Annotated in this window: 24 protein-coding genes, 2 tRNA genes and 4 rRNA genes; 17 read left to right on the top strand and 13 right to left on the bottom strand. The window is 48.4% G+C overall.

Annotation, left to right across the window (positions count from 1 at the left end; genetic code table 11):
* The first annotated feature begins 2 nt into the window (after positions 1 to 2).
* From ACF2G4_RS12455 to ACF2G4_RS12435, 5 genes are all read left to right on the top strand, one after another.
* Positions 3 to 992, top strand: a complete 990-nt coding sequence (locus tag ACF2G4_RS12455; protein WP_007891688.1) for a DNA-directed RNA polymerase subunit alpha — start codon at positions 3 to 5, stop codon at positions 990 to 992.
* Between the two features lie 40 nt (positions 993 to 1,032).
* Entirely contained in the window at positions 1,033 to 1,419 is a 387-nt protein-coding gene (gene rplQ, locus ACF2G4_RS12450; RefSeq protein ID WP_215845430.1) for a 50S ribosomal protein L17, read from the top strand.
* A gap of 97 nt (positions 1,420 to 1,516) precedes the next feature.
* Entirely contained in the window at positions 1,517 to 1,885 is a 369-nt protein-coding gene (locus ACF2G4_RS12445; protein ID WP_409074907.1) for a DUF1992 domain-containing protein, read from the top strand.
* On the top strand, positions 1,886 to 2,305 hold the full coding sequence (gene zntR / locus ACF2G4_RS12440; RefSeq protein ID WP_409074906.1) for a Zn(2+)-responsive transcriptional regulator: 420 nt from the start codon (positions 1,886 to 1,888) through the stop codon (positions 2,303 to 2,305). It abuts the gene before it with no gap.
* 50 nt (positions 2,306 to 2,355) lie between these two features.
* Positions 2,356 to 2,610 (top strand): alternative ribosome-rescue factor A, encoded by a 255-nt coding sequence (locus tag ACF2G4_RS12435; RefSeq protein ID WP_409074905.1) that lies wholly within the window; start codon positions 2,356 to 2,358, stop codon positions 2,608 to 2,610.
* Here ACF2G4_RS12435 and mscL read toward each other — a convergent pair.
* The 5 genes from mscL to def form a co-directional block, all read right to left on the bottom strand.
* A complete protein-coding gene (mscL, locus tag ACF2G4_RS12430) occupies positions 2,585 to 2,995 on the bottom strand; it encodes a large-conductance mechanosensitive channel protein MscL (RefSeq protein ID WP_409074904.1) in 411 nt (136 codons plus the stop codon). The two genes, ACF2G4_RS12435 and mscL, sit on opposite strands and share 26 nt — an antisense overlap.
* 116 nt (positions 2,996 to 3,111) lie before the next feature.
* A complete protein-coding gene (gene trkA / locus ACF2G4_RS12425) occupies positions 3,112 to 4,488 on the bottom strand; it encodes a Trk system potassium transporter TrkA (RefSeq protein ID WP_409074903.1) in 1,377 nt (458 codons plus the stop codon).
* Positions 4,489 to 4,506: 18 nt separating this feature from the next.
* Complete coding sequence (rsmB, locus tag ACF2G4_RS12420; protein ID WP_243080107.1) at positions 4,507 to 5,808, bottom strand: 16S rRNA (cytosine(967)-C(5))-methyltransferase RsmB; 1,302 nt, start codon at positions 5,806 to 5,808, stop codon at positions 4,507 to 4,509.
* A gap of 48 nt (positions 5,809 to 5,856) precedes the next feature.
* Positions 5,857 to 6,801 carry a methionyl-tRNA formyltransferase gene (gene fmt, locus ACF2G4_RS12415; protein WP_243080108.1) on the bottom strand — a complete coding sequence of 315 codons (945 nt, stop codon included), beginning with the start codon at positions 6,799 to 6,801 and terminating at the stop codon, positions 5,857 to 5,859.
* A gap of 20 nt (positions 6,802 to 6,821) precedes the next feature.
* Positions 6,822 to 7,334: a peptide deformylase gene (gene def / locus ACF2G4_RS12410; protein ID WP_215845435.1), complete on the bottom strand. Its 513-nt coding sequence runs from the start codon at positions 7,332 to 7,334 to the stop codon at positions 6,822 to 6,824.
* Between the two features lie 117 nt (positions 7,335 to 7,451).
* Here def and dprA point away from each other — a divergent pair, with 117 nt between their 5' ends.
* The 6 genes from dprA to ACF2G4_RS12380 are packed head-to-tail and all read left to right on the top strand — an operon-like array spanning position 7,452 to position 11,248.
* Positions 7,452 to 8,576: a DNA-protecting protein DprA gene (gene dprA / locus ACF2G4_RS12405; protein ID WP_215845436.1), complete on the top strand. Its 1,125-nt coding sequence runs from the start codon at positions 7,452 to 7,454 to the stop codon at positions 8,574 to 8,576.
* A complete protein-coding gene (smg, locus tag ACF2G4_RS12400) occupies positions 8,548 to 9,021 on the top strand; it encodes a DUF494 family protein Smg (protein ID WP_215845437.1) in 474 nt (157 codons plus the stop codon). Before dprA ends, smg begins: the two co-directional genes overlap by 29 nt.
* A 26-nt stretch (positions 9,022 to 9,047) precedes the next feature.
* Positions 9,048 to 9,593: a type I DNA topoisomerase gene (locus tag ACF2G4_RS12395; RefSeq protein ID WP_243080110.1), complete on the top strand. Its 546-nt coding sequence runs from the start codon at positions 9,048 to 9,050 to the stop codon at positions 9,591 to 9,593.
* A gap of 9 nt (positions 9,594 to 9,602) precedes the next feature.
* Positions 9,603 to 10,175: an L-threonylcarbamoyladenylate synthase type 1 TsaC gene (gene tsaC / locus ACF2G4_RS12390; RefSeq protein WP_215845438.1), complete on the top strand. Its 573-nt coding sequence runs from the start codon at positions 9,603 to 9,605 to the stop codon at positions 10,173 to 10,175.
* Positions 10,176 to 10,178: 3 nt separating this feature from the next.
* On the top strand, positions 10,179 to 10,997 hold the full coding sequence (gene aroE / locus ACF2G4_RS12385) for a shikimate dehydrogenase (RefSeq protein WP_409074902.1): 819 nt from the start codon (positions 10,179 to 10,181) through the stop codon (positions 10,995 to 10,997).
* A complete protein-coding gene (locus ACF2G4_RS12380) occupies positions 10,994 to 11,248 on the top strand; it encodes a DUF1488 domain-containing protein (RefSeq protein ID WP_215845440.1) in 255 nt (84 codons plus the stop codon). The genes aroE and ACF2G4_RS12380 overlap by 4 nt, the downstream gene beginning before the upstream one ends.
* On the opposite strand, the gene ACF2G4_RS12375 is transcribed toward ACF2G4_RS12380, so the two are convergent.
* Positions 11,218 to 11,769, bottom strand: a complete 552-nt coding sequence (locus ACF2G4_RS12375; protein ID WP_409074901.1) for a gamma carbonic anhydrase family protein — start codon at positions 11,767 to 11,769, stop codon at positions 11,218 to 11,220. The genes ACF2G4_RS12380 and ACF2G4_RS12375 overlap by 31 nt on opposite strands.
* 490 nt (positions 11,770 to 12,259) lie before the next feature.
* On the opposite strand from ACF2G4_RS12375, the gene ACF2G4_RS12370 reads away from it, so the two are divergent.
* The 6 genes from ACF2G4_RS12370 to rrf (ACF2G4_RS12345) all read left to right on the top strand — a co-directional run bounded on the left by ACF2G4_RS12370 (position 12,260) and on the right by rrf (ACF2G4_RS12345) (position 17,541).
* A 16S ribosomal RNA gene (locus ACF2G4_RS12370) occupies positions 12,260 to 13,801 on the top strand.
* Between the two features lie 91 nt (positions 13,802 to 13,892).
* Positions 13,893 to 13,967, top strand: a tRNA-Glu gene (locus ACF2G4_RS12365).
* Positions 13,968 to 14,181: 214 nt separating this feature from the next.
* Positions 14,182 to 17,088 (top strand): 23S ribosomal RNA (locus ACF2G4_RS12360).
* A gap of 96 nt (positions 17,089 to 17,184) precedes the next feature.
* A 5S ribosomal RNA gene (gene rrf, locus ACF2G4_RS12355) occupies positions 17,185 to 17,300 on the top strand.
* Positions 17,301 to 17,314: 14 nt separating this feature from the next.
* Positions 17,315 to 17,390, top strand: a tRNA-Thr gene (locus ACF2G4_RS12350).
* Between the two features lie 35 nt (positions 17,391 to 17,425).
* A 5S ribosomal RNA gene (rrf, locus tag ACF2G4_RS12345) occupies positions 17,426 to 17,541 on the top strand.
* The 16S, 23S and 5S rRNA genes sit together here with 2 tRNA genes alongside, the layout of an rRNA operon.
* Positions 17,542 to 17,768: 227 nt before the next feature.
* On the opposite strand, the gene ACF2G4_RS12340 is transcribed toward rrf (ACF2G4_RS12345), so the two are convergent.
* The 7 genes from ACF2G4_RS12340 to ACF2G4_RS12310 all read right to left on the bottom strand — a co-directional run bounded on the left by ACF2G4_RS12340 (position 17,769) and on the right by ACF2G4_RS12310 (position 24,309).
* The gene (locus tag ACF2G4_RS12340; RefSeq protein WP_279234001.1) at positions 17,769 to 18,530 is read right to left on the bottom strand and encodes an amino acid ABC transporter ATP-binding protein; all 762 of its coding nucleotides are present in this window, start codon (positions 18,528 to 18,530) and stop codon (positions 17,769 to 17,771) included.
* Between the two features lie 10 nt (positions 18,531 to 18,540).
* Entirely contained in the window at positions 18,541 to 19,641 is a 1,101-nt protein-coding gene (locus ACF2G4_RS12335) for an amino acid ABC transporter permease (protein WP_215845442.1), read from the bottom strand.
* A gap of 15 nt (positions 19,642 to 19,656) precedes the next feature.
* On the bottom strand, positions 19,657 to 20,835 hold the full coding sequence (locus ACF2G4_RS12330) for an amino acid ABC transporter permease (RefSeq protein ID WP_215845443.1): 1,179 nt from the start codon (positions 20,833 to 20,835) through the stop codon (positions 19,657 to 19,659).
* 69 nt (positions 20,836 to 20,904) lie between these two features.
* On the bottom strand, positions 20,905 to 21,930 hold the full coding sequence (locus tag ACF2G4_RS12325; RefSeq protein ID WP_215845444.1) for an amino acid ABC transporter substrate-binding protein: 1,026 nt from the start codon (positions 21,928 to 21,930) through the stop codon (positions 20,905 to 20,907).
* A 535-nt stretch (positions 21,931 to 22,465) separates the two neighbouring features.
* Positions 22,466 to 22,762: a DNA-binding transcriptional regulator Fis gene (gene fis, locus ACF2G4_RS12320; protein ID WP_003855228.1), complete on the bottom strand. Its 297-nt coding sequence runs from the start codon at positions 22,760 to 22,762 to the stop codon at positions 22,466 to 22,468.
* A gap of 23 nt (positions 22,763 to 22,785) precedes the next feature.
* Positions 22,786 to 23,751, bottom strand: a complete 966-nt coding sequence (gene dusB / locus ACF2G4_RS12315; protein WP_215848212.1) for a tRNA dihydrouridine synthase DusB — start codon at positions 23,749 to 23,751, stop codon at positions 22,786 to 22,788.
* 327 nt (positions 23,752 to 24,078) lie between these two features.
* Positions 24,079 to 24,309, bottom strand: a complete 231-nt coding sequence (locus ACF2G4_RS12310; protein WP_409074900.1) for a carbonic anhydrase family protein — start codon at positions 24,307 to 24,309, stop codon at positions 24,079 to 24,081.
* Positions 24,310 to 24,749: the final 440 nt, after the last annotated feature.

Below are 24,749 nucleotides of genomic sequence, written 5' to 3'. Positions count from 1 at the left end.
CAATGCAGGGTTCTGTGACAGAGTTTCTAAAACCGCGCCTGGTAGATATCGAGCAAGTGAGTTCGACGCACGCCAAGGTGACCCTTGAGCCGTTAGAGCGTGGCTTTGGCCATACTCTTGGTAACGCACTGCGCCGTATTCTGCTTTCTTCCATGCCGGGTTGCGCGGTGACCGAGGTTGAAATTGATGGTGTACTGCATGAGTACAGCACCAAAGAGGGCGTACAGGAAGATATCCTGGAAATCCTGCTCAACCTGAAAGGGCTGGCGGTAAGAGTTCAGGGGAAAGATGAAGTTATCTTAACGCTGAATAAATCTGGCATTGGCCCTGTGACTGCAGCCGACATCACCCATGATGGTGATGTCGAAATCGTCAAGCCTCAGCATGTAATCTGTCATCTGACCGATGAGAACGCATCTATTAGCATGCGTATCAAAGTTCAGCGTGGACGTGGTTATGTGCCGGCTTCTGCCCGAATTCATTCGGAAGAAGATGAGCGCCCAATCGGCCGTCTGTTGGTTGACGCATGCTATAGCCCTGTAGACCGTATCGCCTACAATGTTGAAGCAGCGCGTGTAGAACAACGTACTGATTTGGATAAGCTGGTCATCGAAATGGAAACTAACGGCACAATCGATCCTGAAGAGGCGATTCGTCGTGCAGCTACCATTCTGGCTGAACAACTTGAAGCTTTTGTTGACTTACGTGATGTACGTCAGCCAGAAGTTAAAGAAGAGAAACCGGAATTCGATCCGATCTTGCTGCGCCCAGTTGATGATTTGGAATTGACTGTCCGCTCTGCTAACTGCCTTAAGGCAGAAGCTATCCACTACATCGGTGATCTGGTACAGCGTACTGAGGTTGAGCTGCTTAAAACGCCTAACCTGGGTAAAAAATCTCTTACCGAGATTAAAGATGTGCTCGCCTCACGTGGTCTTTCTTTGGGCATGCGCCTCGAGAATTGGCCGCCGGCAAGCATTGCTGATGAATAACCGGATCACAGGTTAAGGTTTCACTGAGAAGGATAAGGTCATGCGCCATCGTAAGAGTGGTCGTCAACTGAACCGCAACAGCAGCCATCGTCAGGCTATGTTTCGCAACATGGCTGGCTCTTTGGTTCGTCATGAGATCATCAAGACGACTCTGCCGAAAGCCAAAGAGTTGCGCCGCGTAGTTGAGCCGCTGATTACTCTTGCCAAGACCGACAACGTAGCTAATCGTCGTCTGGCATTCGCCCGTACTCGTGATAACGAGATCGTGGCAAAACTGTTTAATGAACTGGGCCCGCGTTTCGCGAGCCGTGCCGGTGGTTACACTCGTATTCTGAAGTGTGGCTTCCGCGCTGGTGACAACGCTCCGATGGCATACATCGAGCTGGTTGATCGTCCAGAAGCTCAAGCAGAAGCTGTTGCAGAGTAATCTGTAGCAACGTAAAGAACCCGCTTCGGCGGGTTTTTTATTGCCTATCGTTAAGCAAATTAACTATTCTGATCATCATGCGATTTTGGAGGCACTTATGTGGTTACTCGATCAACTTGTTGAGCAGCATATAAAAGCAGCACAGGATAAAGGTGAACTTAGTCATCTTCCCGGGGAGGGTAAACCTCTCAAGCTCGATGATGATAGTCACGTACCTTCAGAACTCCGAGCGGGCTATCGGCTGCTTAAAAATTCAGGCTTTTTACCGCCAGAACTTGAAATACGCCGTCAGGCTATAGAAATCAACGATCTTCTCCAGCAACTCGATCCTGAAGATCCTCAATATTCAAATCATTGTAAGCACCTAATGTTGCTAGAATTTAAACTTCATCAAGCGGGAATGAATACAGACTTTCTTCATAGCGAATATAGGAAATCCATTCGCCAACGCTTGGGGGAAAATTAAATGTACCGTATTGGTCAGCTTGCAAAGCTAGCGGATGTTACGCCAGATACGATTCGCTTTTACGAGAAGCAACATATGATGGATCATGAGGTTCGAACGGAGGGTGGTTTTAGACTTTATAGCAGTAGCGATCTTCAACGTTTAAAATTTATTCGCTATGGCCGCCAGTTAGGTTTTAGCCTCGAATCAATCAGAGAGTTGCTTTCTATTCGAGTCGAACCTGCTAAACACACCTGCCAGGAATCAAAAGCCATAGTTGAAAAAAGGCTTAATGAAGTTAATAAAATGATGGCTGAGTTAAAAGTAATGCAGCAATCGCTCCTTCATTTATCAGAAGCATGTTGCGGTGATAGTCATACAAGTGTTGCCTGCTCAATTCTGGAAGCGTTAGAACGTGGTCCAGTGTTGAATGAAAGTTAGGCTGTGTTAGATTGCGAGATACAAAACAGGAATACGTTACAGGAGAATATATGAGTGGTTATAAACATACCAAAGGGATAATTAGAGACAATGCTATTGAAGCATTGCTTCACGATCCGCTGTACCGTCAGCGTATTGTGAAACAGCGTAAAGGGAAAGGCAGCTTTAAGCGCAAAGAAAAATCGAATAAGGAAAATATTTGGGAGGGCAGTGATAAATCCAAAATTTATCACTGCCCTTCTTTAAACTATAAAAAAGCCGCCTCGTTGGCGGCCTATTTTAGATTTTTGTATTTTGCTGTTTAAGCAAATCACGAATCTCAGTGAGCAGAACCTCTTCATTACTCGGTTTTGCAGCTGGTTTTTCAACTTCTCTTTTCTTGTGCAGTTTGTTCATCAATTTAATAGCCATAAAAATCGCGAAGGCAACAATAATGAAATCAAAAACTGTCTGAATGAAAATACCATACTGCATTATTACTGCCGGCGTCTCTCCTTCTGCAGGTTTGAGCACCCAGCTAAATGATTTAAAATCAACGCCACCAATCAGCAATCCTAGGGGTGGCATAATTATGTTTGCGACTAAAGATGAAACGATTTTGCCGAATGCTGCACCGATGATCACACCTACCGCGAGATCAACCACGTTTCCACGCATTGCAAAATCACGAAACTCTTTGAATAAACTCATTCTTCTCTCCTTGCCCTGGCCAATGACCTAAAGTCTAACAAAGCTTCCTGTATTTGCCATCATCGATGCGCAATTAGCAGAATTATCTTGAGTTAGTATTTTAACGTTCATTTCTACTATAAAAAGAAAGGGCTAGGCTGGAATAGCCGTTCAACATCAGGAACAAACTTTTTATCTGTCAAAAACATGATGACATGATCGCCTTGTTCTATACGCAGATTGTCATTAGCAATCATGACATCATCGCCACGTACTAGGGCACCAATAATAGTACCAGGTGGCAGTTTAATATCATCAATTGGACGCCCAACGACACGTGATGTTGTTTCATCACCGTGGGCTATGGCTTCTATTGCCTCGGCAATACCACGGCGTAAAGATGAAACGCCTACGATATCAGCTTTACGCACATGACCCAGCAGGGCTGATATAGTTGCTTGCTGTGGTGATATCGCAATATCAATAACGCTTCCCTGCACTAAATCAACATAAGCACGACGTTGTATCAACACCATGACTTTCTTCGCGCCCATCTTTTTCGCGAGCATCGCAGACATGATATTAGCTTCATCGTCATTGGTAACAGCGATAAACAAATCAACTTGTTCAACATGTTCTTCTGCCAGTAACTCTTGGTCAGAAGCATCACCATAAAACACGATCGTATCCTCAAGACGCTCTGCCAGTTCTGCAGCGCGTTGTGGATTGCGCTCTATTAATTTGACGCTGTAATTTTTCTCAAGTCTTTGGGCTAAACCAAAACCAATGTTTCCACCACCAACAAGCATGATGCGTTTATAAGGCTTTTCGAGCCGCTGCATTTCGCTCATAACAGCACGAATATTTTGACTGGCCGCTATAAAAAACACTTCATCGCCCGCTTCTACAATGGTTGAACCTTGCGGACGGATAGGGCGATCCTGACGAAAAATGGCGGCGACACGCGTATCAATGTGCGGCATATGTTCGCGTAGGATAGAAAGTGGATTCCCGACTAAAGGCCCACCATAGTAAGCTTTTACTACGGCAAGACTCACTTTCCCTTCAGCAAAATTAACGACTTGCAATGCGCCAGGATACTGAATTAATCGATAAATATTATCGATCACTAATTGCTCTGGAGAGATAAGGTGGTCAATGGGCACGGCTTCTGGAATAAATAATTTATCCGCATCACGCAAATAATCAGCAGCACGGATACGAGCAATACGGTTAGGCGTATTGAAAAGTGAATAGGCGATTTGGCAGGCAACCATATTGGTCTCGTCAGAGTTAGTGACAGCAACCAACATGTCAGCATCCTCCGCGCCGGCTTCGCGCAAAATACGCGGATGAGAACCATGGCCCTGAACAACACGCAGATCAAACTTATCTTGTAACTGACGTAAACGCGTTGAATCGGTATCAACTACCGTTATGTCGTTATTTTCGCCGACCAGGTTCTCTGCCAGTGTGCCACCTACCTGACCGGCACCAAGAATAATGATTTTCATCGATTAAGAATGCTCATTTCAATTTACCTCAGGTTTCTTCACAAGCTTAGCGTAGAAGAAACCATCGCCACCATCGACAGTTGGAAATACTTGCAAGCCTGTTTCAGGCGCACCAAAAAGTGAGCACGCGACAGCATCATTATGGCGTTCCAGAAATGCGCTTATCTGCAGCTGATTTTCATCCGGGAGTATGGAACATGTCGCATACAGTAACGTTCCGCCGGGTTTGAGCTGGGACCAAATAGCTTCAATGATCTCAGATTGAAGTTTGGCTAGTTCGGCAATATCGCGTTCGCGGCGCAGCCACTTAATATCTGGATGTCGACGAATGACACCAGTCGCTGAACAAGGCGCATCAAGTAAAATGCGATCAAACAGTTCATCGCCACACCAATCTTGGGGAGAGCGACCATCGCCTTGCTTCACTTCAGCCTTCATCCCTAGCCGTTGTAAATTTTCATGCACGCGCACCAGACGCTGTGCATCAATATCCACTGCAAGCACCCGAGCTTCAGGTGCGATTTCTAAAATATGAGTGGTTTTTCCACCCGGTGCTGCACAGAGATCGAGAATGTATTCACCATTTTTAGGCTCAAGCAATAAAGCGCAGCGTTGAGCTGAAACATCTTGAACTGTTACCCAGCCTTGATCGAACCCTGGCAGTTGGGTCACAGACGTAGGGGATTCGAGTCGCAAAGCCTCAGGCACTTCAGCATCTATAAAGGCTGTTTTTTGAGTTTCAGCTAATAAAGCAAGCCAGCTATCACGAGAATGATGTTGCTGGTTTACGCGTAGCCACATTGGCGGACGAACGTTGTTTGCTTCAACAATTTGTTGCCATTGTGTAGGCCAGGCAATTTGCAAACGCTTCAGTAGCCATCCAGGATGGAGGTAGCGCTGTGGACCCTCTTTTATACTGGCAAGCAATGCATCCTGCTGTCGCTGAAACTGGCGAAGCACGCCATTTAATAAGCCTTTCAAGCTACCGCGTTTTAAAACTTCTGCACCCGCAACAGTTTCTGCCAAAACAGCGTGAGCAGGTATGCGTGTGTAGAGTAATTGATACAATCCAACCATGATCAAATAATGTAAAACGCGTTGTTTACCCGTCAGGGGGCGTTCCATTAATTTACCAATCAAGGCTTCAAGCTGTGGCAAAGTGCGTAGTACACCGAAGCAAATTTCTTGCACTAGTGCGCTGTCTTTATCGGACAGTTTTTTTTGTGCCTGAGGCAATACGGTATTGAGTGATTCACCTTTGTCGACAACACGTTCGATAAGCTGGGCTGAAAGGCTACGTAGATTGGTATTTTTGTTCATAGGTTTTTGTCATCAAACAAAAAGCCCGGTGATTACCGGGCTAAAGGGTCAGGCCAGAATAGTTCCAGGTTCAAACCATTCACGGCGCGAGTTGAGAAGATCTTGTGCAGACATTGGCTTTTTCCCAGCAGGTTGAAGCTGGAGCAAATTGAGCACGCCCTCTGCTGTTGCTATTTGTATACCTTGTTTATCAGCCTGGATGATTTCACCGGGTTGCTTATCAGCATGCGGAAGCACGCTTGCTTGCCAGACTTTAATTGGCTGATCATCAATGTTGAAAAAACTCATTGGCCATGGGTTGAAAGCGCGAATGCAGCGCTCAAGCTGCATCGCGGGGAGCTGCCAGTTAAGACGCGCCTCTTCTTTACTCAATTTCTCTGCATAATTGGCTAATGCTTCATCCTGCTTTTCTGGATGCGCACGGCCATCAGCAAGCTGCGACAGCGTATCCAGTAATCCTTGCGGCCCAAGCTGTGCAAGTTTGTTATAAAGCGTTGCACTGGTATCTTCAGCGGTGACAGGGCAGGCAAGCTTATACAGCATATCGCCGGTATCCAGGCCGACATCCATCTGCATGATAGTGACACCCGTTTCGTTATCTCCAGCCCACAGCGCACGCTGAATGGGTGCTGCACCACGCCAGCGAGGGAGTAGCGAGCCGTGCACGTTAATGCATCCTAATCGTGGCATATCAAGAACCGCTTTTGGCAGGATCAAACCATAGGCAACGACAACCATAATATCTGCCTGAAGATTGGCAACCAACTGCTGACTCTCTTCAGGGCGTAATGATTTAGGTTGGAAGACTGGAATGTCGTTTGACTGAGCCAAAACCTTTACCGGACTAGGCGTCAATTTATTACCGCGGCCTGCAGGGCGATCGGGCTGTGTAAATACAGCCACTACCTGATGCTCAGAAGCGAGCAGCGCGTCAAGATGACGCGCTGCAAAGTCAGGTGTGCCAGCGAAGATTATTTTTAATGGGGCAGACACATTTATCCCTTCTAAAGAGCTTAAGATTCTCGCGTGTTTTGACGCGCCAGCTTCTCTAATTTCATTTTGATTCGCTGACGCTTCAACGGCGACAGATAATCAATAAAAAGTTTGCCGTCCAGGTGATCAATTTCATGCTGGATACAGATTGCCAACAAATCACCGGTTTCCAGCTCAAAGCTATTACCATCGCGATCGAGCGCACGAATTTTTACACGCTCAGCACGCGGTACGAAAGCGCGTTGATCGGGTATAGAGAGACAACCTTCTTCAATTCCCGTTTCGCCACTTTTTTCCAGCAACTCGGGATTAATCAGCACCAAGCGTTCTTCACGGCTTTCAGAAACATCAATCACTATGATGCGTTGATGAATATCGACTTGCGTAGCGGCCAGCCCAATGCCTTCTTCGGCGTACATCGTTTCAAACATATCATCCACGATACGCTGAATATCTGCGTTAACTTCTTTAACTGGCGCGGCGATTTTGCGCAGACGCTCGTCAGGGAAATGTAATACCTGCAAAACTGACATAAATTTCCAGATCTGTATTCGGTTAAGTAAAGATTACTACCTCATATTGTAGACTTTTTGGGGCATGATTGACAGCATTCCACCGCAGGAAGCCTCAGCGAAAATGGATGCTAAAAAATGGAAAAGATGGCGTTATGTCTACAATTAGCCGCTGTTAGCGGAATGGTTGGTAAGCGTTGGCTTGAAGCCGCAAACCTGCTTTTAAGCGGGGGTGATGTCGCTAAACATTTGTCTCAGCTTAAATTTGATGAGCGCCAACGACAACAATTCAATAGTTTCCAGCAGGCTAATTTCAAAGAGCTACAGGCATGGCTCGCCAGTCATCGCAAACACCATTTCCTTACGGCGCTTGATGACCATTACCCCGCTTTGCTTACTGAGACTGATCGCTTCCCGCCGCTTATTTATATCAAGGGCGATCCTGCAGCTCTAAATACACCGCAGTTGGCTGTGGTCGGGAGCCGTAATTGCTCACATTATGGACGACACTGGTGCGAATGGTTTACTCAACAATTGGCGTTAAGTGGTTTGACTATAACGAGTGGGTTAGCCCGTGGCATTGATGGCGTTGCACATCATGCTGCACTTAATGTCGAAGGCAAAACGGTGGCAGTATTGGGTAGCGGTTTGAAGCACCTCTATCCGAAATCTCATTTCGCACTCGCTGAAGAAATCGTAGAAAAAGGTGGGGCGATTATCTCAGAATTCCCGCTAAATGCACCACCTAACGCCACCCATTTCCCTCGACGTAATCGTATTATCAGTGGCCTGAGCCAAGGTGTGTTAGTGGTTGAAGCCTCACTCAAGAGCGGTTCACTTGTTACCGCACGTTATGCCCTTGAGCAAAATCGTAACGTCTATGCTTTGCCCGGGTCATTGGGTAATCCCAGCAGCGAAGGTACAAATTGGCTAATCCAACAAGGCGCAATGTTAGTGGCGCACCCCAATAATATTCTCGAAGATTTGGGCAGTGCGCTTAACTGGTTACCTGTTACAAAATCAGATGAAATATATTGTGATGACAATGTTCATGCTCCATTGCCATTTGCCGATGTGTTGGCTAACGTAGGTGATGAGGTTACACCTGTTGACGTTGTCGCTGAACGTGCCGGCCAACCTGTGCCAGTTATCTCAGCTCAGTTGCTGGAACTGGAGTTAGCAGGATGGATCGCAGCTGTACCCGGCGGCTATGTCCGATTGAGGAGGGCATGCCATGTTCGACGTACTCATGTACTTGTTTGAGACATATATCCACAACGAAGCAGAAATGGGTGTTGATCAGGACAGATTGACAGATGACTTGACGGATGCCGGTTTTCATCGTGAAGATATTTATAATGCGTTGAACTGGTTAGAGAAGTTGGCGGACTATCAAGAAGGGCTGGTTGCGCCAATTTTACTGACAAATGATCCGCTCTCCATGCGTATCTATACAGATGAAGAGAGCAAACGTTTAGATGCTGAAAGCCGTGGTTTCCTGTTATTTTTGGAACAAATTCAAGTTTTGAATTTGGAAACACGTGAAATGGTCATTGAACGTGTCATGGCGCTTGATACTCCAGACTTCGATCTTGAGGACCTTAAGTGGGTAATATTAATGGTTTTATTTAATATACCTGGATGTGAAAACGCTTATCAGCAGATGGAAGAACTGCTATTCGACGTCAATGAAGGTATGCTGCATTAAATTCCTTTTCATACATCTCTATCGTTATGAGTAAAACTGCACTCTTCGCTGTGCGAAAACAGGATCCCTGCCCCGCTTGCGGGGCAGAACTTGTTATTCGTTCTGGCAAACATGGACCTTTTCTTGGCTGCGCAAATTATCCTGCTTGCGATTATATCCGCCCACTGAAAAATCAGGCTGATGGCCATATCGTTAAAGTGTTGGAGGGGCATGCTTGCCCGGATTGTGGAGCCGATAAAGTGCTGCGCCAAGGGCGCTACGGTATGTTTATCGGTTGCAGCCATTATCCCGAATGCGCTTATACGGAAACCATCGACAAACCAGATGAGACTACGATTGATTGTCCTCAGTGTCAGAAAGGCAAGCTTGTACAGCGCCGATCGCGCTTCGGCAAAACGTTTCATGCCTGCGATCGTTATCCGGCCTGTCAATTTGCAGTAAATCTCACCCCAATTGCAGGCGTGTGTCCATATTGCCAGTTTCCTTTATTAGTTGAGAAAAAAACTGCGCAGGGCGTAAAGCTGTTCTGTGCCAGTAAAAGTTGCGGCAAAGCTATCGCTCAAGAGAATTAAGAGTTCAACATGCATAACCAAGATCTTTCTACTTCGTTAAATGATTGCGTAGGTCACCTTAAACGTCACGCCGTAATCGCCTATCCTACTGAAGCTGTTTTTGGGCTGGGGTGCGATCCGGATAATGAAAGTGCAGTAATGGCGTTATTAGCTCTTAAACAAAGACCCGTCGAAAAAGGGTTGATCCTGATTGCTTCTGAATATGCGCAATTAGAACCCTATGTGTCCGATCGAGAGCTTTCAGTCATCCAGCGAGAGCGGATGTTTGCCTGCTGGCCTGGACCAGTAACATTTGTTGTGCCGGCTCCGCCGCATACTCCCCGTTGGTTAACGGGAAAATTTGATTCATTGGCGATACGAGTCAGTGATCATCCTGATGTACAAGCATTATGCCGCGCATTTGGTAAACCTTTAGTTTCAACCAGCGCTAATCTTTCGGGGCAACCGCCTTGCCGCACAATAGAAGAAGTAAAATTGCAGTTTGGTAATGACTTTCCTGTCCTCCCGGGATTAACCGGTGGGAGGCAAAATCCTTCCGAAATTCGCGACGTCATCACCGGTGATCTCATACGACAGGGATAATTTATGAATAACTATGCTGTTTTTGGTAACCCTGTTAGCCACAGTAAGTCACCATTCATTCACCAAGCCTTTGCCCAACAGACGGGAATAGAACATCGCTACGGCCGTATTTGTGCTCCGCTAGATGGATTTCCGCAGGAAATCGCTGAGTTCTTTGCTCAAGAAGGCGTAGGGGCAAATGTCACCCTGCCTTTTAAGCAGCAGGCGTGGAAATTGGCAGACGAGCTTAGCGAGCGGGCAGCCCTTTCCGGCGCAGTGAATACATTAAAGAAGCGCAAAGATGGCACTATCCTCGGCGACAATACTGATGGTATTGGTTTATTGAGCGATCTCGAACGTCTCTCGATGATTAAGCCGGGAGACAGAGTTCTTCTGGTCGGGGCAGGCGGCGCTGCACGTGGCGTAATTCTACCCTTACTTTCTTTGGGCATTGCATTAACCGTGACTAATCGTACGCGCTCGCGAGCAGATGAATTAGCAAATCTCTTTAAACACAGCGGTGCAATCAATACTTGTAGCTTTGATGAATTAGAAGGCAAAGCGTTCGAACTCATCATTAATGCTACGTCTAGTGGCGTTGATGGGCAAACTCCACCCTTACCTGTTTCGTTAGTGCATCCCAACTTACGCTGCTATGACATGTTTTATCAGTCTGGGCAAACGCCGTTCTTATATTGGTGCCAACAGTTTGGTGCACTTCATTTAGCTGACGGTCTGGGCATGCTGGTGGGACAAGCGGCACACGCCTTTCATTTATGGCATGGCGTTATGCCTGATACCGCGGCAGTAATTGAATCTTTGAAAAGAGAGCTAGAGCTATGAATCAGGCGATTCAATTTCCCGATCGAGAGCATCTCGATCCGAATTTAAACGCTATTTGTTTTCCTGTATTAGTTAATGGCATGGGGCTGACCTGTGCCATCCATACAGAGGCGTTACATCAACGGTTTGGCGACGAGGAAGCGATGACGCTTTTTAGCAACCACCGCTGGGATCTGGAAGAAGAAGCCGAACGCTGTATTCGTCGAGATGAAGTTGATGTTCAGGGTTGGGTTTGGCTTTCTGTCAAATAGTCATCTTTCCATCCGACATAATTATTAGCCGAATAGAGCAGCCCTTCAATTTCCTTTTCGTTAAGCGGTCGAATCTGTTTTACCGGACTTCCTAAATATAGATAACCGCTTTCGAGACGTTTACCTGGAGGCACCAAGCTTCCTGCACCAATCATCACATCATCTTCTACAACGACCGCATCCAACAAAATAGACCCCATCCCAACCAAAACACGATTACCTATAGTGCAGCCGTGTAGCATTGCTTTATGCCCAACCGTGACATCTTCACCAATTATTAGAGGGTAACCTTCGGGATTTGATGCTGATTTATGAGTGACGTGCAGAACGCTGCCGTCCTGTATGTTAGTACGGGCACCAATACGCACTTGATTCACATCTCCACGAATAGCAACCAAGGGCCAAATACTAACATCATCCAACATGATGACATCCCCAACGACAACGCTAGTCGGATCTATCATTACGCGTTGGCCCAGCTGTGGATAAAGGCGTTTGTAAGGACGTAAGGCTGATGACATAAAAGCTCTCCTTTACTTAGTTTCTTTGCAGCCTGGTGTGATTTTGAGCGTCAGGCAAGGGGATTCTGCCTGAGATCGATGACGATCTCATCAATATGAATGTTTTCTCGCCACTTAGAAAAAAGATCCAGAAAAAGGCTTGTGCTAAGAAATTGGATCCCTATAATGCGCCTCCACTGACACGGCAAACCGGCAACGGGATGGCGGTTCAGGAGACACAGGAAACTGGGTCGCCGGAGAAAAGCTTCTGAAAAAGAGGTTGACTCTGAGGAGGGAAAGCGTATTATACGCCCCTCGCGACAGACCGGCCAGGCCGCTGTTCGCACTGCTCTTTAACAATTTATCAGACAATCTGTGTGGGCACTCGCAGGATGGATATCAGCGTCTCCGGACGTAAAAAATATCAAGCCTCACGAGTGAACACATAATGAAATTCATTATGACGTTTTACAGATGAGCACCGCTTAACTTGTTTAAGCAAATCAAACTTAAATTGAAGAGTTTGATCATGGCTCAGATTGAACGCTGGCGGCAGGCCTAACACATGCAAGTCGGACGGTAGCACAGGAGAGCTTGCTCTCTGGGTGACGAGTGGCGGACGGGTGAGTAATGTCTGGGAAACTGCCCGATGGAGGGGGATAACTACTGGAAACGGTAGCTAATACCGCATAACGTCGCAAGACCAAAGTGGGGGACCTTCGGGCCTCACACCATCGGATGTGCCCAGATGGGATTAGCTAGTAGGCGGGGTAATGGCCCACCTAGGCGACGATCCCTAGCTGGTCTGAGAGGATGACCAGCCACACTGGAACTGAGACACGGTCCAGACTCCTACGGGAGGCAGCAGTGGGGAATATTGCACAATGGGCGCAAGCCTGATGCAGCCATGCCGCGTGTATGAAGAAGGCCTTCGGGTTGTAAAGTACTTTCAGCGGGGAGGAAGGCGATGCGGTTAATAACCGCGTCGATTGACGTTACCCGCAGAAGAAGCACCGGCTAACTCCGTGCCAGCAGCCGCGGTAATACGGAGGGTGCAAGCGTTAATCGGAATTACTGGGCGTAAAGCGCACGCAGGCGGTCTGTTAAGTCAGATGTGAAATCCCCGGGCTCAACCCGGGAACTGCATTTGAAACTGGCAGGCTTGAGTCTCGTAGAGGGGGGTAGAATTCCAGGTGTAGCGGTGAAATGCGTAGAGATCTGGAGGAATACCGGTGGCGAAGGCGGCCCCCTGGACGAAGACTGACGCTCAGGTGCGAAAGCGTGGGGAGCAAACAGGATTAGATACCCTGGTAGTCCACGCCGTAAACGATGTCGACTTGGAGGTTGTGCCCTTGAGGCGTGGCTTCCGGAGCTAACGCGTTAAGTCGACCGCCTGGGGAGTACGGCCGCAAGGTTAAAACTCAAATGAATTGACGGGGGCCCGCACAAGCGGTGGAGCATGTGGTTTAATTCGATGCAACGCGAAGAACCTTACCTACTCTTGACATCCAGAGAACTTAGCAGAGATGCTTTGGTGCCTTCGGGAACTCTGAGACAGGTGCTGCATGGCTGTCGTCAGCTCGTGTTGTGAAATGTTGGGTTAAGTCCCGCAACGAGCGCAACCCTTATCCTTTGTTGCCAGCGATTCGGTCGGGAACTCAAAGGAGACTGCCGGTGATAAACCGGAGGAAGGTGGGGATGACGTCAAGTCATCATGGCCCTTACGAGTAGGGCTACACACGTGCTACAATGGCGCATACAAAGAGAAGCGACCTCGCGAGAGCAAGCGGACCTCACAAAGTGCGTCGTAGTCCGGATCGGAGTCTGCAACTCGACTCCGTGAAGTCGGAATCGCTAGTAATCGTGGATCAGAATGCCACGGTGAATACGTTCCCGGGCCTTGTACACACCGCCCGTCACACCATGGGAGTGGGTTGCAAAAGAAGTAGGTAGCTTAACCTTCGGGAGGGCGCTTACCACTTTGTGATTCATGACTGGGGTGAAGTCGTAACAAGGTAACCGTAGGGGAACCTGCGGTTGGATCACCTCCTTACCTGAAGATACCTTCCCGCGAAGTGCTCACACAGATTGTCTGATAGAAAAGTAATGAGCAAGACGGCTGCGAAGTCGTGACACACCTTTGTGTCCCCTTCGTCTAGCGGTTAGGACACTGCCCTTTCACGGCGGTAACAGGGGTTCGAATCCCCTAGGGGACGCCACTTGCTTGGTGACAGGTGAAAGGTGTCTCCACAAAATATCTCAAAGCCGGCTTTTCAGCCGTGTTTGAGATATTGCTCTTTAACAATCCGGAACAAGCTGAAAATTGAAACGACGCGCGCCGCATCCCTCCGTAATAAGGGGTGCACAGGCGACGCGTTCGAGTCTCTCAAATGCTTACAGCACGCAGCGTTGCAAAACGCCTGTGGGTTGTGAGGTTAAGCGACTAAGCGTACACGGTGGATGCCCTGGCAGTCAGAGGCGATGAAGGACGTGCTAATCTGCGTAAAGCGACGGTAAGGTGATATGAACCGCTACAGCCGTCGATGTCCGAATGGGGAAACCCGGTGCACTCAGTGCATCATCGCAACATGAATACATAGTGTTGCGAGGCGAACCTGGGGAACTGAAACATCTAAGTACCCAGAGGAAAAGAAATCAACCGAGATTCCCCCAGTAGCGGCGAGCGAACGGGGAGCAGCCCAGAGCCTGAATCAGCTTGTGCATTAGTGGAACGGTCTGGAAAGTCCGACGGTACAGGGTGATAGTCCCGTACACAAAAGTGCACAAGCTGTGAGCTCGATGAGTAAGGCGGGACACGTGGTATCCTGTCTGAATATGGGGGGACCATCCTCCAAGGCTAAATACTCCTGACTGACCGATAGTGAACCAGTACCGTGAGGGAAAGGCGAAAAGAACCCCGGCGAGGGGAGTGAAACAGAACCTGAAACCGTGTACGTACAAGCAGTGGGAGCCTCTTTTATGGGGTGACTGCGTACCTTTTGTATAATGGGTCAGCGACTTATATTCTGTAGCAAGGTTAACCGTATAGGGGAGCCGCAGGGAAACCGAGTCTTAACTGGGCGTTAAGTTGCAGGGTATAGACCCGAAACCCGGTGATCTAGCCATGGGCAGGTTGAAGGTTGGGTAACACTAACTGGAGGACCGAACCGACTAATGTTGAAAAATTAGCGGATGACTTGTGGCTGGGGGTGAAAGGCCAATCAAACCGGGAGATAGCTGGTTCTCCCCGAAAGCTATTTAGGTAGCGCCTCGTGAACTCATCTCCGGGGGTAGAGCACTGTTTCGGCTAGGGGGCCATCCCGGCTTACCAACCCGATGCAAACTACGAATACCGGAGAATGTTATCACGGGAGACACACGGCGGGTGCTAACGTCCGTCGTGAAGAGGGAAACAACCCAGACCGCCAGCTAAGGTCCCAAAGTCATGGTTAAGTGGGAAACGATGTGGGAAGGCACAGACAGCCAGGATGTTGGCTTAGAAGCAGCCATCATTTAAAGAAAGCGTAATAGCTCACTGGTCGAGTCGGCCTGCGCGGAAGATGTAACGGGGCTAAACCATGCACCGAAGCTGCGGCAGCGGCGCGCAAGCGCCGTTGGGTAGGGGAGCGTTCTGTAAGCCGTCGAAGGTGGACTGTGAGGTCTGCTGGAGGTATCAGAAGTGCGAATGCTGACATAAGTAACGATAAAGCGGGTGAAAAGCCCGCTCGCCGGAAGACCAAGGGTTCCTGTTCAACGTTAATCGGAGCAGGGTGAGTCGACCCCTAAGGCGAGGCCGAAAGGCGTAGTCGATGGGAAACAGGTTAATATTCCTGTACTTGGTGTTACTGCGAAGGGGGGACGGAGAAGGTTAGGTTAGCCGGGCGACGGTTGTCCCGGTTTAAGCGTGTAGGCTGGCAGTCCAGGTAAATCCGGACGGCCTCAAGGCTGAGGCGTGACGACGAGGCACTACGGTGCTGAAGTAACTGATACCCTGCTTCCAGGAAAAGCCTCTAAGCATCAGGTAACACAAAATCGTACCCCAAACCGACACAGGTGGTCAGGTAGAGAATACCAAGGCGCTTGAGAGAACTCGGGTGAAGGAACTAGGCAAAATGGTGCCGTAACTTCGGGAGAAGGCACGCTGGCGCGTAGGTGAAGGGACTTGCTCCCGGAGCTGAAGCCAGTCGAAGATACCAGCTGGCTGCAACTGTTTATTAAAAACACAGCACTGTGCAAACACGAAAGTGGACGTATACGGTGTGACGCCTGCCCGGTGCCGGAAGGTTAATTGATGGGGTTATCCGCAAGGAGAAGCTCTTGATCGAAGCCCCGGTAAACGGCGGCCGTAACTATAACGGTCCTAAGGTAGCGAAATTCCTTGTCGGGTAAGTTCCGACCTGCACGAATGGCGTAATGATGGCCAGGCTGTCTCCACCCGAGACTCAGTGAAATTGAACTCGCTGTGAAGATGCAGTGTACCCGCGGCAAGACGGAAAGACCCCGTGAACCTTTACTACAGCTTGACACTGAACCTTGAGCCTTGATGTGTAGGATAGGTGGGAGGCTTTGAAGCGCGGACGCCAGTCCGCGTGGAGCCAACCTTGAAATACCACCCTTTAATGCTTGATGTTCTAACGTAGGCCCGTAATCCGGGCTGCGGACAGTGTCTGGTGGGTAGTTTGACTGGGGCGGTCTCCTCCTAAAGAGTAACGGAGGAGCACGAAGGTCAGCTAATCACGGTCGGACATCGTGAGGTTAGTGCAATGGCATAAGCTGGCTTGACTGCGAGAGTGACGGCTCGAGCAGGTGCGAAAGCAGGTCATAGTGATCCGGTGGTTCTGAATGGAAGGGCCATCGCTCAACGGATAAAAGGTACTCCGGGGATAACAGGCTGATACCGCCCAAGAGTTCATATCGACGGCGGTGTTTGGCACCTCGATGTCGGCTCATCACATCCTGGGGCTGAAGTAGGTCCCAAGGGTACGGCTGTTCGCCGTTTAAAGTGGTACGCGAGCTGGGTTTAGAACGTCGTGAGACAGTTCGGTCCCTATCTGCCGTGGGCGCTGGAAAACTGAGGGGGGTTGCTCCTAGTACGAGAGGACCGGAGTGAACGCACCGCTGGTGTTCGGGTTGTCACGCCAGTGGCACTGCCCGGTAGCTAAGTGCGGAAAAGATAAGTGCTGAAAGCATCTAAGCACGAAACTTGCCCCGAGATGAGTTTTCCCTGACCCCTTGAGGGTCCTGAAGGGACGTTGAAGACTACGACGTTGATAGGCCGGGTGTGTAAGCGCAGCGATGCGTTGAGCTAACCGGTACTAATGACCCGTGAGGCTTAACCTTACAACGCCAGAGGCGTTTTGGTTGAGAGACAGAGATTTTCAGCTTGTTCAGCGGATAACCCTGCGCGGCAGAAGCGGCGCGGGACAACAGAATTTGCCTGGCGGCTGTAGCGCGGTGGTCCCACCTGACCCCATGCCGAACTCAGAAGTGAAACGCCGTAGCGCCGATGGTAGTGTGGGGTCTCCCCATGCGAGAGTAGGGAACTGCCAGGCATCAAATTTAGTGTGCTGATATGGCTCAGTTGGTAGAGCGCACCCTTGGTAAGGGTGAGGTCCCCAGTTCGACTCTGGGTATCAGCACCAGTAGTATAAGCATGAGTTCGATTTTAAAGAATTTGCCTGGCGGCTGTAGCGCGGTGGTCCCACCTGACCCCATGCCGAACTCAGAAGTGAAACGCCGTAGCGCCGATGGTAGTGTGGGGTCTCCCCATGCGAGAGTAGGGAACTGCCAGGCATCAAATAAGAAAAAGCCCTTTGCATTTGCAAAGGGCTTTTTTCGTTTTGTACGTTAATAAAAAGAACATTTTTAATCCTTTCCTGTCCTTGCGTCTATAAATCCTACGGTAAAATAACGTCTATTTAATCAATGGGATGGAAAGGCTGACGTGATCGAGACACCGCAAAAATACACATAAAAAACCCGGCGCGTGGCCGGGTGTGAACGGCATAATTGTCATCCTGTTAATGGATAACCTGCGACAGGAAAGCGCGCGTGCGTTCCGATTTAGGGTTCGCAAAGAACTCCTGAGGTGGAGCAACCTCAACGATTTCACCACGATCCATAAAGATCACTCGATCAGCCACGGTACGAGCAAACCCCATCTCATGCGTGACGCATAGCATTGTCATACCATCTTCAGCCAAACCGATCATGGTATCGAGAACCTCTTTTACCATTTCGGGATCGAGTGCTGAGGTAGGTTCATCAAAAAGCATAATTTTCGGTTTCATACACAGAGAGCGAGCAATGGCTACACGCTGTTGCTGGCCACCTGAAAGCTGACCCGGAAATTTGTGGGCATGCTCAGCAATACGGACTCGCTCCAAATAATGCATAGCCAGCTCGTCAGCTTCCTTCTTTGGCATTTTACGTACCCATGAAGGAGCCAACGTACAGTTCTGCAAAACTGTCAGATGGGGAAATAAATTGAAGTGCTGAAATACCATACCTACTTCTGTTCGAACTTTCTCAATATTGCGGACATCATCGTTGAGATGGATGCCATCTACCACAATTCGACCTTGCTGATGTTCTTCCAAATGATTGATACAACGAATAGTCGTCGACTTACCTGAACCGGAAGGGCCGCACAATACAATGCGCTCACGCGGTTTTACATGAAGATTAATATCTTTGAGAACATGAAATTGTCCGTACCATTTATTCACATTTTCGAGCGTAATCATCATAGCATTGGCAGATGGAGTGATAATTTGTGTCATTTAAAAAACCTCAGTGCGATTTACGCCCGGTGTGAAAGCGCTTTTCCAGATACTGGCTATAACGCGACATGCTGAAACAAAAAATCCAATAAACAAGTGCGGCAAATACGTAGCCTTCAGTGGACATACCTAGCCATGCTGGATCGACAGTTGCCTGCTGAACGCTGCTGAAGAGATCGAAAAGGCCAATAATGATTACCAGGCTGGTGTCTTTAAATAGCGCAATAATAGTATTCACCAGGCCGGGAATAGTTAGCTTCAATGCTTGAGGTAATATAACCAGCATCTGAGTCTTCCAGTATCCTAACGCCAGCGACTCCGCAGCTTCATATTGGCCTTTCGGCAGCGCTTGTAATCCGCCTCTTACCACTTCTGCGACATAAGCCGATTGGAAAAGTATGACGCCAACCAATGCGCGCACTAACTTATCGATAGTGGTGCCCTCGGCCATGAACAGCGGCAACATCACCGAAGACATAAACAGCACAGTAATTAGCGGAACACCACGCCAGAATTCAATAAATATGACTGAAAGCGAGCGTACAACTGGCATGTGTGAACGGCGTCCTAGCGCTAACAAAATACCCAATGGCAATGCACCGGCGATCCCAACAGCAGCGATAATTAACGTTAGCGTTAAACCACCCCATTGACGCGTTTCCACGCGCTCAAGACCAAAATATCCACCATACAACATGAACCAGACGATAATGGGATAAGTAACCGCCCAAGCAGCGATATAGCGCCCTCTGTATGGCAAATTCTTGATGAACATCGGAACAATTGAAAGCAGGCCAATAATCAGCGTCAGGTTAATACGCCAGCGCTGCTCATGGGGGTAAAGCCCATACATAAACTGACCAAAGCGCGAATGGATAAATACCCAACATGCGCCTTCTTTCGTGCAGTCAGCACGGGTTGTACCAAACCAGTTAGCCTGAAAGATTAACCAATTTAATGCCGGTGGAATCACACTCCACATCACCCAGATGCAAAAGAGGGTAAGCAGGGAGTTCACCCAACCTGAAAACAGATTCTTACGTGCCCAACTCCAGGCGCGACTTATTGGCGTGGTAGGTACGGGCGGTGTTTCATGTGTAGTAACAGACATAGTTATCCCGTTCTCTTAACGCTCAACCAGCGCAATTTTGCGGTTGTAGAGGTTCATCAATAATGAAATCAACAAGCTGATAATCAGGTAAACGCCCATAGTTATCGCAATGGTCTCGATCGCCTGGCCAGTTTGGTTGAGCACGGTCCCGGCAAACAACGACACCATATCGGGATAACCGATAGCTGCGGCCAGAGAGGAGTTTTTCACTATGTTGAGGTATTGGCTGGTCAGCGGTGGAATGATGACGCGCATCGCCTGTGGAATAATGACCTGACGTAACGTGACTGGATGCGGTAAGCCCAGCGAACGCGCAGCCTCATGCTGTCCATACGGTACTGACTGAATACCAGAGCGTATAACTTCAGCGATAAATGACGATGTATAAATCGACAATGCCAGCGTTAACGCGGCCAGTTCAGGAATCATCACGAAGCCACCGCGGAAGTTAAATCCACGCAGTTGTGGTAAATCCCAATGGGTAGCGGCCCCAAATCCCAAATGTGCAATGAATGGAAAAATGACTAGCATAGCGATCGCTACGGGCCAGGTACGACGCAATTGGCCGGTTTTGCGCTGATGCGTCCGATTAAAACGAAACATCCCATAGCTAGCGGCAACGGCTAGCAGCAATGCGATAACAAAAGGCCAGGTTCCAGCTGCGTACGTAGGCCAGGGAACGTATAAACCTCGATTACTAACAAAAGCCATATCAAATGCACTTAACGCCTGGCGCGGTCCCGGCAAATTACGCAACACGGCAAAATACCAAAAGAAAATTTGCAGCAGTGGCGGAATATTACGGAAGGTCTCGATATAGATATTAGAGATTTTACGCAGCAGCCAGTTTTCAGACAGGCGAGCAAGGCCAATAAAAAAACCTAAAAAAGAGGCAAACACGATGCAAAGGGCGGAGACCAACAGAGTGTTAGTTAAACCAACCAAAAAGACACGCGCATAGGTATCTGCTTCTGTATAAGCAATAAGGTGTTGGACGATACCGAAGCCAGCATTACGTTCCAGAAAACCAAAACCGGATGTTATCCCGCGATTAGACAGGTTGATCACTGTGTTGTGGATGAGATACCCCACCACCGCAATGACCGCTACTATCGCGATTGTTTGGTAAAGCCAGGCGCGAACTTTGGGATTACCGAATGAAAAATCCCTTTTCACGATTGGGCGTTGCGACATGTTGAAACCTCAATGACAAAAGCTTTGGTGGGGCACCGAAGAATACGGTGCCCGATTGGCGAGGTGTAATTAACGTACCGGTGGCGCGTATTGAATACCGCCGTTGTTCCAAAGCGCATTCTGACCACGTGCGATTTTCAGCGCACTGTCTTTACCAACGTTACGGTCAAAACTTTCCTGATAGTTACCAACCTGCTTGATGATGTTGTAAGCCCATTTGTTATCAAGCTTCAAATCCTTGCCAAAGTCGCCTTCAGCACCCAGCAAGTGCGCCATATCCGGCGTGGTAGGTTTGGCCGTCATCTGATCAACGTTTTTAGAAGTGATGCCCATCTCTTCAGCATTTAGCATTGCGTAAAGCGACCATTTCACGATGGTGAACCAGTCATCATCACCACGGCGTACCACCGGTCCCAACGGCTCTTTTGAAATGACTTCAGGAAGCACGATGAATTCGTCTGGTTTACCCAGCTTAATGCGCAATGCATAGAGCTGAGACTGATCAGAAGCCAGCGTATCGCAGCGGCCGCTGTCGAGCGCTTTAGCTGATTCGTCAGAACGATCAAAGGTGACAGGTGTGTACTGCATTTTATTGGCTTTAAAGAAGTCCGCCACGTTCAGCTCGGTATCGGTGCCTGCCTGAATACATACGGTAGCGCCATCCAGCTCTTTAGCGCTTTTGAGACCCGCTTTCTGATGTGTCAGGAAGCCGATGCCATCATAATAATTCACACCAGCAAACAAAAAGCCCATGCCGCCATCACGCGCGGAGGTCCAGGTCGTATTACGTGAAAGGATATCCACTTCACCTGATTGCAGCGCTGTGAAGCGCTCTTTAGCCGTCAGCGGGGTATATTTAACTTTAGTGGAATCCCCAAAGACTGCCGCCGCCGCTGCACGGCAGACGTCGACATCAATTCCCGTGAATTTGCCGTTGGAATCAGCGTAGGAAAAGCCCGGCAGGCCGTCACTGATACCGCACTGAACAAACCCTTTCTTTTTAATCGCATCCAATGTGGTTCCTGCATGCGCTTGCTGAGCAACGGCAAAGAGAGAAGCAGCAGCGACCAAAGTGGAGAGCATCATCTTTTTCATAAAGCATCCTGTGTGGCGGAATCGTGTTGTTATGTATTGCGCACTTTTTTGTGCGTTTTTTCCTGTCTGCGGCAGTCAGCCATTCACGACTTTGCAAAGCTGATGCCAGGTTTGCAGAATCATGAATTCCTTAGAAAGATCTGTTAATACTCCGAAGCACTTAGAAAGTTCCGCTAATATCGCGCACCAAAAGGAAGCATAGCGAGCCGACTCGATCACATTTAGTGCAATTAGTTTCACTATATGGAAGCAGTGTGAGAAGAGCCTCAGGATAAAATGTACAGACAGGACTTGTTGCTAATAAGGTCGGGAGGGATCACAAAAGCTCATAGACCGCGCAATAAGCGGCAACATAGGGGAAGAAACAGAAAGGGGAGACAAGCAAGGCGATGAGAAAATATTACGTTTGCGATTGCAACACTCGTAACCATTAGGCGCTTGATCGTTTCACGCGTTTTTATTTGGCTTTGTTGCATAAAGCACAAATAAAAACGCCAACCCGAAGGTTGGCGTGATTAGCAGGTTGAACTAAAAATCAGTTCATACCGTATTTTTTCAATTTCTTACGCAGCGTACCGCGGTTGATACCCATCATCAAGGCAGCGCGAGTCTGGTTGCCACGGGTATACTGCATCACCATGTCCAACAGAGGCTGCTCGACTTCAGCCAAAACCAGCTCATACAGGTCACTAACGTCTTGACCATTCAGTTGAGCAAAATAGTTCTTCAGTGCTTGTTTTACCGAATCACGTAACGGCTTTTGCGTTACCTGATCTTGTGAGTTAACGGTAGAAACAGTCAGTACGTCAGAATTTACGCGTTGTTCGAACATAGTTCTTTCAGCTCTTTATTTCGTTACGCAAGATTTTCGAAGTATGCCTCCAACGCCTCCAGCTGTTCGCTGGCATCCTCAATGGCGTTGAATGTGCGCCGAAACTGGTCATTCGGGGCATGCTCCTGGAGATACCAAGAGACGTGCTTTCGCGCTATACGGTATCCCTTGCCTGAACCGTAAAAGTCGTGCAGCTCACGTATATGCGAAACAAGCAAGCGCTTCACCTCTGCCAAGGGCAGCGGAGCAAGCAGCTCCCCAGTGTCCAGATAATGCTGGATTTCCCGGAAGATCCACGGTCTTCCCTGAGCAGCACGTCCTATCATCAGAGCATCGGCTCCGGTGTAGTCGAGCACCGCTCGGGCTTTATGCGGGTCAGTTATGTCTCCATTCGCGATAATCGGAATAGAGACACTCTGCTTAACTGTCCGAATGCTGTCGTATTCAGCTTCCCCGTTGAACAGGCAGGCACGAGTGCGGCCATGTATCGTCAGGGCTTGAATGCCACAGCGTTCAGCCAATTGGGCAATCGCGACACAGTTCCTGTTTTCAGGATCCCAACCAGTACGAATTTTAAGCGTTACCGGCACATCCACTGCATTAACCACCGCGGAGAGGATAGATTCCACTGTCTCGGGGTATTGCAGTAAGGCCGAACCCGCCATTTTACGGTTAACTTTCTTTGCAGGGCAGCCCATATTAATGTCAATGACCTGTGCACCGGCATTAACGTTAACACGTGCAGCTTGGGCCATTTCGCTGGGATCGCAACCGGCAATTTGTACGGCACGAATGCCTGGCTCATCGCTGTGCACCATACGTAACCGAGATTTGTCACTCGCCCAAACTTCAGGGTTTGATGACAGCATCTCAGAAACCGCCATGCCTGCACCCATCTCATGACAGAGCGTCCTGAAAGGCCTGTCGGTAATACCGGCCATAGGCGCTGCAATCAATCGATTTCTCAGCTGAAGGTTTCCAATACGCATGAAGTCGGGATGCCATACTGTGTCTGCAAGGCGGCGTATATTACGCATTTTTTCAGGAAGATGAAAGGCCAAACTTTGAACAATAAGCATGGAAAGATCAAGCGAATCGGGATGTTGTAAGCTTACATTAACTTTTATTATTTAAATTCAAACAGTTACTGATTTATGATGGAATTGTGAACAAACGTTTTTCCGATAAAGTTCAACAAAATGCCAGATATTAAACGTCACTTAGCGTGATTAACGATACATGTGGCGGAAGAAAAGGGTTTAGAAGAGGGTTCGGTCATGTCGCATGTCAGGATGCAGTCAGGCGACGTCAACGCTTTACTCAACTATAAGGCGACCGTCCAGTGGCTGAACCAGACGGTTATTGCCGTGATCGCCTAATAAGCGGACAAAGGGCGGTAATTGCGCAGGCGAAGCGCTTACTGAATTTTTCATTACGATCCAGCGTACGCCTTCTGAACAAGGAAATGTGGTCAGTGAGCCATTGAAGCGATAGTAATATTTATTATCTGGAATCAGTTCAGCGAGACTCAATGGTTTATTAAGCATTTTCTCTTGATTCACTTTAGAAGGAACATGCTTTTAAACCGCCTCAACAGCAGATTTTGCTTGACCTGCTTCGAACATGACACCGATAACGGGCAATTGACCTTGCTCGCTTGCATGAAAAAAATGCACTTCTAACGGGAGAGATTTACTCTGGATGCGCTTTTCACTTGCCGCATGGAAATGGAATGGGCGTAATGTAAAAGTCTCTCTATCTCATTTAATTGTGCCGCCACCTTTAATACAAACCTGAATAGTATGACCATTATTAACAATGTTTTTTTGGCATAATAGTCCAAATTTAGAGGATTCAGCGTGCCGTTAACCACGCTGATAATATCAACAGGCAACTGATTTACCGTGGTTTTACAGGTTCAATAAGCAGCACCTAAATCACCCTAATGCTCAGGGGAGTGAATATTATGGGCATAGGATAACGGTGC

The sequence above is a fragment of the Pantoea phytostimulans genome (assembly GCF_046118715.1).
GTDB lineage: Bacteria > Pseudomonadota > Gammaproteobacteria > Enterobacterales > Enterobacteriaceae > Pantoea > Pantoea phytostimulans.
Note: the sequence above shows the minus strand (reverse complement) of the source record. Positions and strands in the feature narration are given on the sequence as shown.

What these genes read in the sequence shown, in the direction of transcription:
- trkA (WP_409074903.1), bottom strand. Translation starts at nt 4,488, where the DNA reads ATGAAAATCATTATTCTTGGTGCCGGTCAGGTAGGTGGCACACTGGCA.
- fis (WP_003855228.1), bottom strand. Translation starts at nt 22,762, where the DNA reads ATGTTCGAACAACGCGTAAATTCTGACGTACTGACTGTTTCTACCGTT.
- ACF2G4_RS12435 (WP_409074905.1), top strand. Translation starts at nt 2,356, where the DNA reads ATGAGTGGTTATAAACATACCAAAGGGATAATTAGAGACAATGCTATT.
- tsaC (WP_215845438.1), top strand. Translation starts at nt 9,603, where the DNA reads ATGCATAACCAAGATCTTTCTACTTCGTTAAATGATTGCGTAGGTCAC.
- dusB (WP_215848212.1), bottom strand. Translation starts at nt 23,751, where the DNA reads ATGCGTATTGGAAACCTTCAGCTGAGAAATCGATTGATTGCAGCGCCT.
- ACF2G4_RS12330 (WP_215845443.1), bottom strand. Translation starts at nt 20,835, where the DNA reads ATGTCGCAACGCCCAATCGTGAAAAGGGATTTTTCATTCGGTAATCCC.
- ACF2G4_RS12340 (WP_279234001.1), bottom strand. Translation starts at nt 18,530, where the DNA reads ATGACACAAATTATCACTCCATCTGCCAATGCTATGATGATTACGCTC.
- ACF2G4_RS12445 (WP_409074907.1), top strand. Translation starts at nt 1,517, where the DNA reads ATGTGGTTACTCGATCAACTTGTTGAGCAGCATATAAAAGCAGCACAG.
- ACF2G4_RS12335 (WP_215845442.1), bottom strand. Translation starts at nt 19,641, where the DNA reads ATGTCTGTTACTACACATGAAACACCGCCCGTACCTACCACGCCAATA.
- ACF2G4_RS12380 (WP_215845440.1), top strand. Translation starts at nt 10,994, where the DNA reads ATGAATCAGGCGATTCAATTTCCCGATCGAGAGCATCTCGATCCGAAT.
- ACF2G4_RS12375 (WP_409074901.1), bottom strand. Translation starts at nt 11,769, where the DNA reads ATGTCATCAGCCTTACGTCCTTACAAACGCCTTTATCCACAGCTGGGC.
- def (WP_215845435.1), bottom strand. Translation starts at nt 7,334, where the DNA reads ATGTCAGTTTTGCAGGTATTACATTTCCCTGACGAGCGTCTGCGCAAA.
- ACF2G4_RS12325 (WP_215845444.1), bottom strand. Translation starts at nt 21,930, where the DNA reads ATGAAAAAGATGATGCTCTCCACTTTGGTCGCTGCTGCTTCTCTCTTT.
- ACF2G4_RS12395 (WP_243080110.1), top strand. Translation starts at nt 9,048, where the DNA reads ATGAGTAAAACTGCACTCTTCGCTGTGCGAAAACAGGATCCCTGCCCC.
- dprA (WP_215845436.1), top strand. Translation starts at nt 7,452, where the DNA reads ATGGAAAAGATGGCGTTATGTCTACAATTAGCCGCTGTTAGCGGAATG.
- ACF2G4_RS12455 (WP_007891688.1), top strand. Translation starts at nt 3, where the DNA reads ATGCAGGGTTCTGTGACAGAGTTTCTAAAACCGCGCCTGGTAGATATC.
- ACF2G4_RS12310 (WP_409074900.1), bottom strand. Translation starts at nt 24,309, where the DNA reads ATGCTTAATAAACCATTGAGTCTCGCTGAACTGATTCCAGATAATAAA.
- mscL (WP_409074904.1), bottom strand. Translation starts at nt 2,995, where the DNA reads ATGAGTTTATTCAAAGAGTTTCGTGATTTTGCAATGCGTGGAAACGTG.
- zntR (WP_409074906.1), top strand. Translation starts at nt 1,886, where the DNA reads ATGTACCGTATTGGTCAGCTTGCAAAGCTAGCGGATGTTACGCCAGAT.
- smg (WP_215845437.1), top strand. Translation starts at nt 8,548, where the DNA reads ATGTTCGACGTACTCATGTACTTGTTTGAGACATATATCCACAACGAA.
- rsmB (WP_243080107.1), bottom strand. Translation starts at nt 5,808, where the DNA reads ATGAACAAAAATACCAATCTACGTAGCCTTTCAGCCCAGCTTATCGAA.
- rplQ (WP_215845430.1), top strand. Translation starts at nt 1,033, where the DNA reads ATGCGCCATCGTAAGAGTGGTCGTCAACTGAACCGCAACAGCAGCCAT.
- aroE (WP_409074902.1), top strand. Translation starts at nt 10,179, where the DNA reads ATGAATAACTATGCTGTTTTTGGTAACCCTGTTAGCCACAGTAAGTCA.